Here is a 13,352-nt window from a genome sequence, read left to right on the forward strand (position 1 = left end):
GTCCGAAGACGCCCCGCACCTTCATGACCGTTGTTTCGAGAGGAGATCGCCATGAGGCTGAGGAAGCGTCTTCGTCGGCTGGTGCCGGGCGTACTGGCCATCGCCGTCGCCACCACGCTGTTCTTCGGCGCGGACAGCGCGGTCAGCGTGTCCGGCGGTACGCAGACCGCCGCGAAGTACAAGTTCCACGAACTGCCCATCGCGCTGCCACCGGGTTACGACAACCAGCACATGAACACGATCCGCCAGGTCAACCCGGCCTACCAGAAGGTCCGTTCCTGGATCTCGGCGGTCGGCGCGGGCGTCGCCATCAACGACATCACCGGCCACGGGCGCGCCGACGGCATGTGCATCGTCGACACCCGGACCAACAAGGTGATCGTCACGCACACGCCCACCGCGCCGGCGGCCGACCGGTTCACGCCGTTCACCCTGGAGGCCGCGCCGCTGCCGTACGACGACACGATGGCGCCGACCGGCTGCGCGGCGGGCGACTTCACGGGCGACGGCCGCATGGGCTTCCTCGTGACGTACTGGGGACGGACGCCGATCCTGTTCCTGCCGAAGGCGAGCGCCACGACGCCCTCGCCGAACGCGTACGTACCGCAGGAACTCGTGCCCTCGCAGTCACCCGACGGCACCTACCACGGCCCGCGCTGGAACACCGACGCCGTGTACATCGCGGACCTCGACGGCAGCGGGCACCCCTCGGTCATCGTCGGCAACTACTTCCCCGACTCGGACGTGCTGGACCCGCACGGCCTGAAGAACGTGGCGATGACCAACAGCCTCTCCTCCGGCAACAACGCCGGCGGCGACCACGTACTGCGCTGGCACGACGCCGCGTCCGGCGACCACCCGAGCGCACGGTACGTCGAGGAGAAGGACGCGATCCCCTTCCAGATCTCGACCGGCTGGACGCTCGCGCTGTCCGGGGCGGATCTCACCGGGGACGGACTGCCCGAGGCCTACATCGCCAACGACTTCGGCCACGGCCACCTCCTGTACAACCGGTCGACGCCGGGCCACATCAAGTTCACCGAGGCCAAGGGCGTGCGCACCGGGACGACTCCCAAGTCGTTCGTGCTCGGCAACGGTTCCTTCAAGGGCATGGGCGTCGACTTCGCCGACCTGAACAGCAACGGCAGCTTCGACTTCTTCGTCAGCAACATCAACGTCGCCTGGGGCCTCCAGGAGAGCAATCTGCTCTTCGTCAACCACGCCGCGGACCAGGCGGACATGAAGCAGAAGCTCAGCAAGGGCATCGCCCCCTTCGAGCAGGAGGCCCAGCAGTACGGCCTGGCATGGACCGGCTGGTGCTGGGACGTCAAGGCCGGCGACTTCCTCAACCAGGGCCAACAGGACGTCATCCAGACCGACGGCTTCGTCAAGGGCACCAACAACCGCTGGAACTGGCTCCAGGAGGCGGCCACCGAGAACGACGACCTCCTGAGCAACCCGGCGATGTGGCCCAACTTCCAGCCGGGCGACGACGTCTCCGGCCACGAAGCCCTCGCCTTCTACGCCAAGAACTCCGACGGCACCTACGTCAACGTCAGCTCCAAGCTGGGTCTCGCGGAGCCGACCCCCACCCGAGCCGTGGCCACCGGCGACACCACCGGGACCGGCACCCTGGACTTCGCCGTGGCACGGCAGTGGGGACCGCCCGCGTTCTACGCCAACCAGGCCCCCGACCGAGGCAACTCGCTCGAACTCAAGCTGTACCGCCCCTCCACCGACCCGGGCGGCACCGGCAAGGGGCTGGAAGGCACCGGCGCGCCCGCGTACGGCGCCACCGTCCAGATCACCACACCGCAGGGCACGCAGATCTCCCAACTCGACGGCGGCGGCGGCCATGTCGGCTTCCGCAGCTTCGACGTCCACTTCGGGATCGGTTCCTACAGCGGCCCCGTGTCCGCCCACGTCCAGTGGCGTGACGCCGACGGAGGCCTCCACCAGCAGACGCTGAAGCTCAACCCCGGCGTCCACACCCTCATGCTCACCGGTACCGCCCAGGAGGTTCCGAGCCGATGACCGCCGTCGCGCACCCCCCGCAGGCCGACACCGCTCCACCGACGGCCGCCGTCAAAGCGCCCAAGCCGAAGCCCGATCCGCGCTACCTCGCGCTGCGCAACTTCGCGATGTCGATCACCGCCTTCAACGTGTTCGGCTACACCCTGCTCGGCTTCGAACAGCCCTACCTGTGGCCGGTCTTCGCCGTGCTCGCGGGCTACACGACCGAGATCACATTCGAGCTGATCAGCGCATGGGCGTACCAGCGGCGGCCCCGGTTCCTCGACGGGGGAGCTCGCGGCCTGTACGAGTTCCTGCTGCCCTCGCACATCACGGCGCTCGCCGTCAACATGCTGCTCTACGCCAACAACCAGATCCTGCCGGTCATGTTCGGCGTGTTCGTCGGCGTCGCCGGCAAGCACGCGTTCCAGGCGCCCATCAACGGGCGGATGCGGCACTTCATGAACCCGTCCAACTTCGGCATCACGATGACCCTCGTCTGCTTCGGCTGGGTCAGCATCGCGCCGCCGTACGAGTTCACCGAGAACGCGAACACGTTCTTCCGGATCATGATCGCGATCATCATCGCCACGGCCGGCACCGTCCTCAACACCATGCTCACCCGCAAGGTCCCGCTGATCGTCGGCTGGATGGGCGGCTTCGCCATCCAGGCCTTCGTACGGCACGGCATCTGGGACGTCGCGCTGTTCTCCGCGCTGGGCTCGATGACCGGGGTCGCGTTCGTGCTCTTCACCAACTACATGATCACCGACCCCGGTACGACGCCCATGAAGGGGCGCGCCCAGTTCATGTTCGGCGGCTCCGTCGCGTTCGTCTACGGGGCCCTGATGCAGCTCAACGTCACCTACACCCTCTTCATCGCCCTCGTGGTCGTCTGCGGTGCCCGCGGGATCGGCTGGTGGGGCGTGTCCCTCATCCGGCGCCGACGGGCCCGGCGGGTACCCGACACCGCGACGACGAGCCAGGACATACCGGCCCAGACGCTGGAGACCACGGACGCGGGGGCGATACGGGCATGACCGATCACCGGATCGCAGTCGTCGGCATCGCCTGCCGCTACCCCGACGCGGACTCGGCCGAGCACCTGTGGCAGAACGTCCTCGCCGGCCGGCGCGCGTTTCGCAGGCTGCCGGACGAGCGCATGAACCTCGACGACTACTACTCACCCGACCGGGCGGCCCCCGACCGCTTCTACTCGCGCAAGGCCGCCGTCCTGGAGGGGTTCGACTTCGACCGCGTCCACTACCGGGTCGCCGGCAGCACCTTCCGGTCCACCGACATGACCCACTGGCTGGCCCTGGACACCGCCGCGCGGGCCCTGCGGGACGCGGGCTTCCCCGACGGCGACGGACTGCCCCGGTCGGCCACAGGCGTGGTCATCGGCAACACCCTGACCGGTGAATTCAGCCGCGCCAACCTGATGCGGCTGCGCTGGCCCTACGTGCGCCGCACGGTCGGCGCCGCCCTGCGCGAACAGGGCTGGGACGACGCCGCGCTCGGCACGTTCCTGGCCGGCCTCGAAACGCGCTACAAGAGCGCCTTCCCGCCGATCGACGAGGACACCCTGGCCGGCGGCCTCGCCAACACCATCGCGGGACGCGTCTGCAACCACTTCGACCTCCACGGCGGCGGCTTCACGGTCGACGGCGCCTGCTCCTCCTCGCTGCTCTCGGTGGCGACCGCCGCCAACGCCCTGGCGAGCGGCCAGCTGGAGGTGGCCGTCGCGGGCGGGGTGGACCTGAGCATCGACCCCTTCGAAGTCATCGGCTTCGCCAAGACCGGCGCGCTCGCCACGGGTGAGATGCGCGTGTACGACCGCGGCTCCAACGGATTCTGGCCCGGCGAAGGCTGCGGCATGCTCGTGCTCATGCGCGACGAGGACGCGATCGCGCGGGGCCTGCGCCGGTACGCCGTGCTCGCCGGCTGGGGCTACTCCTCCGACGGCCGGGGCGGCATCACCCGACCCGAGGCCGCAGGACACCAGCTCGCGCTGCGGCGCGCCTACGAGCTGGCCGGATACGGCATCGAGACCGTCGCCTACATCGAGGGCCACGGCACCGGCACCGCCGTCGGCGACGCCACCGAACTGCGGGCGTTCAGCGAAGCACGCCGCGCCGCCGACCCCACGGCGCCCCCGGCGGCCATCAGCACCATCAAGGGCAACATCGGGCACACCAAGGCGGCCGCGGGCGTCGCCGGACTCATCAAGGCGATCCTCGCCGTGCACCACGAGGTCATCCCGCCGGCCACCAGCCACCTCGACCCCCACCCCGAACTCACGGGCGACCGGCCCGCGTTGCGCGTCCCGCTCGCACCCGAGCCGTGGCCGGCCGGCCGGCCCATCCGCTCCGGAGTCTCGTCCATGGGCTTCGGCGGCATCAACGCGCACGTGGTGGTGGAGCACGCCGACAGCGCGCCGGACGCCGGATGCGGGCCGGAGGTCCAGGCACTGGCCCGGTCGCGCCAGGACGCCGAGCTGCTTCTGGTCGACGCCGACGACTTCGCCTCGCTGCGCGGACGGATCGCCCAGCTGGCCGAACTGTGCGGCAAGCTCTCCTTCGCCGAACTCGGCGACCTCGCCGCCACCCTCCAGCACGAGCTGAGCGATCGCCCCTTCCGCGCCGCGATCGTGGCGGGCGAACCCGAGGAGGCGGGGCGGCGCTTCGACACCCTGCTCACGATGCTCGACAACGGCGCGCGGTCCGTACTCGACACCGAACACGGTGTCTTCGCGGGCACCTCCGCGCGGCCGCCGCGCATCGGCTTCCTCTTTCCCGGACAGGGCGCGGGCCGACGCGGAGACGGCGGAGCGCTGCGGCGGCGGTTCGCCGACGTCGACGAGCTCTACCGCACGCCCGCGATGCCGTTCGGCGGCGACCCGGTCGCCACCGAGAACGCCCAGCCGAGGATCGTCACCTCGTCCGTAGCGGGCCTGCGCACGCTGGCCATGCTCGGCATCACGGCCGTCACGGCCGCAGGCCACAGCCTGGGCGAACTGACCGCGCTGCACTGGGCGGGCGCGATGGACGAGGCGGCGCTGTTGCGCACCGCCACGGCCCGCGGCCGCATCATGGCGCAGGCGAGTGCCGGCGGCGGCACCATGGCGAGCATCGTCGCCCCGCCGGAGACCGTCGGCCCGTTCCTGACCGGCGAGCCCGTGGTGATCGCCGGTTACAACAGCCCCCGGCAGACGGTCGTCAGCGGACCGGCCGACGCCGTCAAGCGAGTGTGTGAACGGGCCGTCGCCCAGGGCCTGTCGGCCACCGGCATTCCGGTGTCGCACGCGTTCCACTCCGAAGCCGTCGCCCCCGCGGCCACCGCGTTCCGTGACCACCTGCGCGGCGAGCGCTTCGCGGACCTGACCCGGGCGATGGTCTCCACGGTCACCGGAGCCGCCCTGCCGCCCGGCACCGACGTACCCGACCTGCTGACCCGTCAGGTGCTCGAACCGGTGCGCTTCACCGAAGCGGTCCACACCATGGCCCAGGAGGTCGACCTCTTCATCGAGGTGGGGCCCGGCCGGATCCTGCGCAACCTTGCGGCGGAGATCGCGCCCGCGGTGCCCGCGGTGTCCCTCGAAGCAGACAGCATGTCGCTGTCCGGACTGCTGCACGCGGTCGGCATAGCCTTCGCGCTCGGCGCTCCCGTGCGCCACGATCTGCTCTTTCACGACCGCTTCACGCGGCCGTTCCCCTTCGACAGGACGCTGCGTTTCCTGACCAGCCCCTGTGAATCGGCACCGCTGGGCGGGCTGCCGGCCCTCGCCCCGGCCCAGGCCGAGCAGGCTTCCCCCGCGCAGACGCCCCAGGTGCTCGCGCACGGTGAGGACGTGGACACCCTGGACGTGCTGCGGCGCCTGGCCGCCGAGCGGGCCGAACTGCCCCTCGACGCGGTGAGCGCGCAGAGCAATCCCATCGACGAACTCCACCTCAGTTCGATCACCGTCGGACAGATCGTCACCCAGGCATCCAAGGAACTGGGCCTTGCCGCGCCGCTCGCCACGTCGGCGTTCGCCACCTCGACCCTGGCCCAACTGGCCGAAATGCTGGACGAGTTGGGCGACACCGCGCGCTCCGGCGAACAGGACGCCGTGCCCGACATCGCGGGCGCGGGCCCGTGGGTGCGGGCGTTCTCCGTCGCACTCGTACCTGTCGAGGCCGGCCGCCCGGCCGCTCCGCCCGCAGACGGCGACTGGCAACTGTTCGCCACCGACCGGCACCCGCTCGCACCCGCGCTGCACGCCGCGCTGCGGCGCGCCAGGCTCGGCTCCGGGGTGCTGCTGTGCCTGCCGCACGACTGCGCCGAGAGCCACACCGCGCTGATGCTCGCCGCCGCGCGCGCCGCCCTTGCACCGGGCGCGCCGGGACGCTTCGTCATCGTCGGTGACCGGCGAGGCGCGGCGGGGCTCGCCAAAACGCTCCATCTGGAGGCCCCCGGCGTCACCACGACCCTCATCACAGTGCCCCTGGCCGAGCCGGCACCGGCCGGGTTCCTCACCGAGATCGTGCCGCGCATCGTCGCCGACGTCGCCGCGACCTCGGGCTTCAGCGAGACCCTGTACGACGCGACAGGCGCCCGCCACATCCCGCTGCTGCGCCCGCTGCCGACGCGAGCGGCATCCGACGGGCCCCTCGCCCTCGACGTGCAGGACGTGCTGCTCGTGACCGGCGGCGGCAAGGGCATCACCGCCGAGTGCGCGCTCGACCTGGCGCGTGCCACCGGCGCGGCCGTCGCGCTCATGGGCCGCTCCGATCCGAACACCGACCCCGAGCTCGCGGCGAACCTGGCGCGCATGGCCGGCGCGGGCGTGAGCCACCGGTATGTGCGCGCCGACATCACGTCCGCGGACGAGGTCAAGGCCGCGGTCCAGGAAGTCCGTCAGACACTGGGGCCGGTGACGGCGGTCCTGCACGGCGCCGGACGCAATGTGCCGCACGCCCTCGCCGACCTCGACGAGTCGTCCTTCCGACGCACCCTCGCACCGAAGATCACGGGCCTGGAGACCGTGCTCGCCGCCACGGACCCGGCCACGCTGCGGTTCCTGGTCACCTTCGGCAGCATCATCGGCCGGGCCGGCCTGCGCGGTGAAGCGGACTACGCCACGGCCAACGACTGGCTCACCGACCTCACGTACCGGATCCAGGAGGAGTATCCCGACTGCCGCTGCCTCGCGCTGGAGTGGTCGGTCTGGTCGGGCACCGGCATGGGGGAGCGCCTTGGCGTGCTGGAGTCGCTGATGCGCGAAGGCATCCGGCCCATCCCGCCGCAGGAGGGCGTCGCCGTCCTCAGGCGCCTGCTCGCCGACCCGCACACCCCGACCTCGGTCGTGGTGATGGGCCGCGCCGAGAACCTGCCCACCCTCGCGCTCGAACCGCGCGAGCTGCCGCTGCTGCGCTTCGTCGACCGGCCCCGCGTGCACTATCCCCGTGTCGAACTCGTCGTCGACGCGGACCTCGGCGCCGCCGACGACCTCTACCTCGCGGACCATCTGCTCGACGGGGATCTGCTCTTTCCGGCCGTGTTCGGCATGGAGGCCATGACGCAGGCGGCCATCGCGCTCACCGGCCGTTCGGGCCCCCCGGTGCTTGAGGACGTCGAGTTCCTGCGCCCCGTCGTCGTCCCCGTCGAGGGGAGGACCACGATCCGGGTCGCCGCCCTCGCCACCGACGAGGACACCGTCCAGGTGGTGCTACGCAGCGACGAGACCGCCTTCCAGGCGGACCACTTCCGTGCCACCCTCCGCTTCGGCGTGCCGTTGCCGCTGGACACGGCGTCCAGAACACCCACCACGTCGTACGTCCCGCTCGCGCCGAACGAGGATCTTTACGGCCCGGTGCTCTTCCAGGGCGGCCGCTTCCAACGCCTGCTGGGCTACCGCGATCTGGCCGCGCGGCACTGCGTGGCCGATGTCTCCACCACGGCCCGCGAACCGTGGTTCGGCGGGTTCCTGCCGTCCGGCCTCGTCCTCGCCGACCCCGGCACGCGCGATGCGCTCATGCACGCCATCCAGTGCTGTGTGCCCGACGCGACCCTGCTGCCCGCCGCCATAGAGCGGCTGCACCTCGCCGATCCGGCCCGCATGCGCACGCTGGACCGGGTCACTCTCCACGCCACCGAGCGCTCCCACGACGGCGACACCTATGTGTACGACCTCGACGTCCGCGACCCGGCGGGCGCGCTCGTCGAACGCTGGGAAGGGCTGCGGCTCCAGGCGGTCCGCAAGCAGGACGGCTCAGGGCCGTGGACACCGACACTGCTCGGCCCCTACCTGGAGCGCCGCTGCCCGACGGTGCTGCCGACCGCGCTGCACGTGGCCGTCTGGCCGGACGGGGCGGACGCCGTCAACGACGTGGCGGGCCGGCGCGGTCGGACGGCCCGGGCGCTCACCCTGGCACTCGGCCGCGAACCGTCCCTGAGCTACCGGCCGGACGGCAAACCGGAGGCCGACGGCCGGGTCCATGTCTCGTCCTCGCACGGCGCCGGCGTGACCTTCGCGGTGGCGGCGCGATCGGCGGTGGGCTGCGACGTCGAGGAAGCCGTGCGGCGTCCGGCGCAGGAGTGGAACGACCTGCTCGGCACGGAGGGCTTCGCGCTGGCCGAGCTGATCGCCGGCGAGCGCGACGAAGACCTGTCGATCGCCGCGACACGCGTCTGGGGCGCGCAGGAATGCCTGCGCAAGACCGGCCACGCCCGCGCCCAGCTGGTCGAGACAGCCGAGCCGACGACGGACCGGTGGGTCGTCCTGCGCTCGGGCGACCTCCGGATCGCGACGTTCCCCACGACGCTGCGCGGACGCACCGCACCGGTGGTCTTCACGATGCTGACCGACACGAAGGAGACCGGGGAATGACCCAGCGACCGTACTACGAACACCGGCACCTGGTCGGATTCGAGGAGACCAACCTCGTCGGCAATGTCTACTACGTCAACTACCTTCGCTGGCAAGGGCGTTGTCGTGAAATGTTCCTGCTGGAACACGCCCCCGACGTCATCGACGAGATCCGCGACGACCTCAAGCTGTTCACGCTCAAGTGTGAGTGCGAGTTCCTGGCGGAGATCACCGCGTTCGACGAACTGTCCATCCGCATGCGCCTGGTGGACCTGACGCAGACCCAGATCGAGTTCGCCTTCGACTATGTGCGGGTGCGCGGTGAGGGCGAGGACCTGGTCGCGAGGGGACGACAGCGGGTCGCGTGCATGCGCGGCCCCAACGCCGACACCCGCCCGGCCAAGGTGCCCGCCACGCTCCGCAAGGCCCTGGAGCCCTACAGCGCGCCCGCGCCGCCGACGCAGTCCCGCGTACTCGCCCACATCGTGAACGGTGATTGACGCCATGGCCCACACCGAGCAGACATCCCCCACGGGACTCGCGGCACCGGGCCCGCACGCGGCGAGCGGCAGGGCGCACCGGAACACCGACCTCGACCACAAGGGCATGCGCCGGGTGCTGGGGCGGTTCACCACCGGCGTCACCGTCGTGACGACCGGCGGCCAGACGCCGCACGGCATGACCGCCAACGCGTTCACCTCGGTGTCGCTGAGCCCTCCGCTCGTACTCATCTGCGTCCTGCGAGAGGCGGCCATGCACGAGGCGGTCCTCGACCGGAAGTCCTTCGCGGTGTCGGTGCTCTCGGAGCGCCAGGAGGAGCTGGCCGGCTACTTCGCCGACCGCCGCCGCCCCCGGGGGATCCAGCAGTTCGCGCCCGTCGCCTGGTCGCCCGGCCCCTTCACCGGGTCCCCGCTGATAGCGGACGCGCTCGCCTGGCTGGAGTGTTCCCTGACGGCCACCTATGACGGCGGAGACCACTCCATTTTCCTCGGCGAAGTGCTCGACATGGGGCTCCGGGACGAGCACGACGCCCTGCTGTTCTACAACGGCTCCTTCCACGGGCTGCGTAGCAAGGAGACATGAGACGCGAGGTCCCGCACCTTCGCTGGGGTCGCGCGCCGCAGGTCCACCGGCTGCCGGCGCAACGGCGTGGCACGGGCCGCTCAGGGCAGCAGGGCCACCTTGCCGACCGTGGCGCGTTCCTCCAGCTCCGCCAGGGCCTTCGGCCCGTCGGCGAGGTCATGGACCGTGGGCCGGCCGGGAGTGAGCACACCAGCGGCCATGAGCGAGAACAGCTCCGCCATCACCTCGCCGAAGATCTGCGGCGCGGACTGGATCAGCACGCCGATGTTGAAGCCGATCACATGGACCTGATGGCGGTACACCAGGTCCCAGTTGCTCATCCGTGCCTCACCGGCGGGCAGGCCGGTCACCACGACCCGGCCGACGACGCGCTTCGCGGCGGCCAGGCTGGCGTTGAAGGTGGCGCCGCCGACCGACTCCACGACCAGATCCACACCGGCCGCGCCGGTCAACGCCAGTACCTCGGCGGCGAGGTCGGGGCCGCGCGAATCCAGGACGTGATCGGCACCCAGGGCGCGCACCGTCTCGTGCTTGCCCGGCGAGGCGGTTGCGATCACGGTGGCGCCGTAGTGCTTGGCCATCTTGACCGCGGCCTGGCCGGTTGCTCCGGCGGCGGCATGGATCAGGACGGTCTCGCCGCTGGAGAGACCGCCCAGCGGCTTCAGCGCGGCCAGCGCGGTGGGCCAGTTCACCACCATGCCAAGCGCCTGCTCGTCGGCCCAGCCCGGCGGCACCGGCACCGCGGCGACCGCGGGCAGTGCCATGTACTCCGCGAAAGCGCCGTATCCGACGCCGATGACGTGCCCGCCGAGCTGTACGCCGCTCACCGCGTCGCCCAGGGCGACGATTTCGCCGACGGCCTCGAAGCCTGCCAGGTACGGCGGTTGGGGGCCGTTGTGGAAGGTGCCGTGGGACTGCGAGACGTCGGCGTAGTTGACGCCGGCCGCGGTGACGCGGATCAGGACCTCACCCGGCCCGGGCGCCGGTACCGGTGCGTCGGTGATCAGGCGCAGGTCCTGCGGGCCGCTGAGCGACGTCTGTTGCAAGGCACGCATGGTGGGGGGAACGTTCATCGCGATCGGCTTCCTTGTCCAGGGTGTCCAGGGAGTCCTGAGAGGAAGCGGACATTACTACGCATCCGCGCCAAGTCTCCGCACATCCTCCGGGAGATCACCCGTTCATGTGAGTCTCGGAAGACGGCTGTTCGCGAAGCGGTCGACAAGGGAACTCGCGTCGATCAGAAGTGCGCTCCCGCGCTCGGACGGCATCGGACGGCATCGGACAGCAGGGACACAGCAGGGGCACGGGTCCGGCAACCGGGCGCAGTTCAGGCGACCTTGGAGTCGGAGCCCGAGTCGGAGTTGGAGTCGGCGCTCGAACGCGGGCCGCGGAACACCGCCCACGCCCGCTGCCGTTCCGTCTCCTCCTCGGTCAGCCGTATGCGTGGCATCGCGTAGCGCAGGATGGGCGGTGCCATCAGCGACGTCGTGATCGCCACCAGGATCACGACGGTGTACGTGGTCGTGTCGAGAACACCGATACGGAGTCCGACCGCGGCCACAACGATCTGGATCACTCCCCGCGCGTTCATGCCTCCGGCCAGGGCCAGCGCCTCCCACTTGGTCAACCTGCTCGACAGTGCGCCCAGATACGCGCCGGCGAACTTGCCGACCACCGCGATCAGGACCGCGGTGACCGCGGCGAGCAGCGGGACCGTACGGGAGAGGACGGTCAGGTCCACCCGCAGTCCCGCGGTGGCGAAGAACAGCGGGGCGAGCACCGACACCACCACCGCTCGCAGGGGCGCGAGGCGGGCGAGGTCGGCCGTGTCATTGACCGAGCCGATGACGAGACCGCCGAGGAAGGCGCCGAACGCCGCCTCGAAGCCCATCGCCTGAGTCGCGGCTGCGCCCAGCACAATGATCAAGACCGCTGTGGCGATCGTGGGCCCGCTCTCCGACGACCGCCGGCACCGGCCGAGGGCGCGCCGCACGAGTGGGCGGACGACGGTCACGGTCACCAGCACGGCGACGGCGAGCAGTCCCACCGAGGACGCCACCGTGCCCGTGCGCACGCCGACGGTGGCCATCGCGGAGACGACCGACAGCAGCAGCCAACCGATCACGTCGTCGACCACGCCCGCGGCGATGGTCAGCTGCCCGATGTTGCGGTGCAGCAGATCCATGTCCGAGAGCGTCTTCGCGATGACCGGCAGGGCACTCACACACATCGCCACACCGACGAAGAGCGCGAACGCCGTCCGGTCCGTCGAGCCGCCGAGCAGCGAGCGCGGAGCCACCGCCCCCGCGGCGATGCCGATGGCCAGCGGAATCACCAGCCCGGCGAGACCGACGCGCACCGCGACGCTTCCCTTGCGCCGCACGAGTCCGAGATCGACCTCCATGCCGGTGATGCCGACGAGCAGCACCACGCCGATCTGAGCGATCGCGTCCAGAAGGTTGAACTGCGCGGCGGTGCGGGGAAACAGCCACGCGGACACATGCGGCACGAGGTGGCCGAGCACCGTGGGTCCGAAGAGCACCCCCGCGCACAGTTCCCCGACGACAGCCGGCATTCCGAGGCGGTTGGCCAGCCGCCCGAGCATCAGCGCGGCCGAGAGCAGCAGGCCGACCTGCATGAGGAAGACGAGCAGCGCGTGTGCGCCGATCGAGGGCGGTGGGGCCACGGCGGTCTCCCTACGCGGCTGACGTCGGACGAGTGGTCGACCCTGCTGCCGGGGCCGCGACGGAGTACCGCGCGACCCCGCCCCAGCGTGCAGTGCGGCGTGCGGCTCCGCTTCTCATGGAGTGCCCAGCTTGATCAGAGAGCTGTGGCACCGTTGGGTAAGCGGAGGGCAGCAGGGGTTGTGCCGACGCCCAACAGCCGTGCGGGCAGAGGCCGGTGGGCATCCCGGAGCGGGTCCGGCCCGTGCACCGCACATGCTCAGCGGAGGAACGCAACAGCCGCACCCATCTGCCGGAGGAACGGGACGAAGCCCAACAGGGCGGCATACCACAGGAGTTGTGCACTGGTCGTTGGCGTGCTGCCTCCGGCCGAAAGGCATCCTTCTGGCGGTTCACGGCATGTATATCAGTTCGATCTCGCCGCGCGGGCGAGAAATCGCCGAGCGGACGGCCGCCAGGTGGCGAACGGCGCCGAACAGCCAAGTTCCGCTGTCGGAACGGCCATTGACCTCCGCAGACGGCTGCACCGCGGTGACGCCGCTGAACGTGCCGCGGAGCACCGTTTCGGCCGGTCCGCCGCGCATCACGCAGCAGACGCGCGCCACCCAGGGTCACTGCGCGGGGCGACTGACGGGCCCGACCAGGGCGTCCGTCCCGCGCGTCCCTCAGGCCGCTCCCACATTATTTGTCGATTGACACAATTTGCCTTGACCCGCGCCAGA

General features: G+C 70.8%; 8 protein-coding genes. 5 read left to right on the forward strand and 3 right to left on the reverse strand.

Annotated elements, in window-relative coordinates:
- Positions 1-51: 51 nt before the first annotated feature.
- The 5 genes from ACGFW5_RS20270 (at position 52) to ACGFW5_RS20290 (ending at position 9,946) form a co-directional block, all read left to right on the forward strand.
- Positions 52-2,034: an ASPIC/UnbV domain-containing protein gene (locus ACGFW5_RS20270; protein WP_393835642.1), complete on the forward strand. Its 1,983-nt coding sequence runs from the start codon at positions 52-54 to the stop codon at positions 2,032-2,034.
- Positions 2,031-3,053, forward strand: a complete 1,023-nt coding sequence (locus ACGFW5_RS20275) for an enediyne biosynthesis protein (RefSeq protein ID WP_393835643.1) — start codon at positions 2,031-2,033, stop codon at positions 3,051-3,053. The genes ACGFW5_RS20270 and ACGFW5_RS20275 overlap by 4 nt, the downstream gene beginning before the upstream one ends.
- Positions 3,050-8,884, forward strand: coding sequence for an SDR family NAD(P)-dependent oxidoreductase (locus ACGFW5_RS20280; protein ID WP_393835644.1), 5,835 nt, complete (start codon positions 3,050-3,052; stop codon positions 8,882-8,884). Before ACGFW5_RS20275 ends, ACGFW5_RS20280 begins: the two co-directional genes overlap by 4 nt.
- Positions 8,881-9,363 carry an acyl-CoA thioesterase gene (locus ACGFW5_RS20285; protein ID WP_393835645.1) on the forward strand — a complete coding sequence of 161 codons (483 nt, stop codon included), beginning with the start codon at positions 8,881-8,883 and terminating at the stop codon, positions 9,361-9,363. Before ACGFW5_RS20280 ends, ACGFW5_RS20285 begins: the two co-directional genes overlap by 4 nt.
- A 106-nt stretch (positions 9,364-9,469) precedes the next feature.
- Positions 9,470-9,946 (forward strand): flavin reductase family protein, encoded by a 477-nt coding sequence (locus ACGFW5_RS20290; protein ID WP_393835708.1) that lies wholly within the window; start codon positions 9,470-9,472, stop codon positions 9,944-9,946.
- 80 nt (positions 9,947-10,026) lie between these two features.
- Here the strand turns inward: ACGFW5_RS20290 and ACGFW5_RS20295 are convergent, their stop codons facing one another.
- The 3 genes from ACGFW5_RS20295 to ACGFW5_RS20305 form a co-directional block, all read right to left on the reverse strand.
- A complete protein-coding gene (locus ACGFW5_RS20295; protein ID WP_393835646.1) occupies positions 10,027-11,019 on the reverse strand; it encodes a zinc-binding dehydrogenase in 993 nt (330 codons plus the stop codon).
- Positions 11,020-11,273: 254 nt separating this feature from the next.
- Positions 11,274-12,632 carry a cation:proton antiporter gene (locus ACGFW5_RS20300; RefSeq protein ID WP_393835647.1) on the reverse strand — a complete coding sequence of 453 codons (1,359 nt, stop codon included), beginning with the start codon at positions 12,630-12,632 and terminating at the stop codon, positions 11,274-11,276.
- Between the two features lie 390 nt (positions 12,633-13,022).
- Entirely contained in the window at positions 13,023-13,235 is a 213-nt protein-coding gene (locus ACGFW5_RS20305) for a hypothetical protein (RefSeq protein ID WP_393835648.1), read from the reverse strand.
- Positions 13,236-13,352: the final 117 nt, after the last annotated feature.

This window comes from Streptomyces sp. NPDC048416, from assembly GCF_043200435.1.
GTDB lineage: Bacteria > Actinomycetota > Actinomycetes > Streptomycetales > Streptomycetaceae > Streptomyces.

Coding starts and splice junctions, on each gene's coding strand:
- ACGFW5_RS20270 (WP_393835642.1), top strand. CDS start 52: ATGAGGCTGAGGAAGCGTCTTCGTCGGCTGGTGCCGGGCGTACTGGCC.
- ACGFW5_RS20275 (WP_393835643.1), top strand. CDS start 2,031: ATGACCGCCGTCGCGCACCCCCCGCAGGCCGACACCGCTCCACCGACG.
- ACGFW5_RS20280 (WP_393835644.1), top strand. CDS start 3,050: ATGACCGATCACCGGATCGCAGTCGTCGGCATCGCCTGCCGCTACCCC.
- ACGFW5_RS20285 (WP_393835645.1), top strand. CDS start 8,881: ATGACCCAGCGACCGTACTACGAACACCGGCACCTGGTCGGATTCGAG.
- ACGFW5_RS20290 (WP_393835708.1), top strand. CDS start 9,470: ATGCGCCGGGTGCTGGGGCGGTTCACCACCGGCGTCACCGTCGTGACG.
- ACGFW5_RS20295 (WP_393835646.1), bottom strand. CDS start 11,019: ATGAACGTTCCCCCCACCATGCGTGCCTTGCAACAGACGTCGCTCAGC.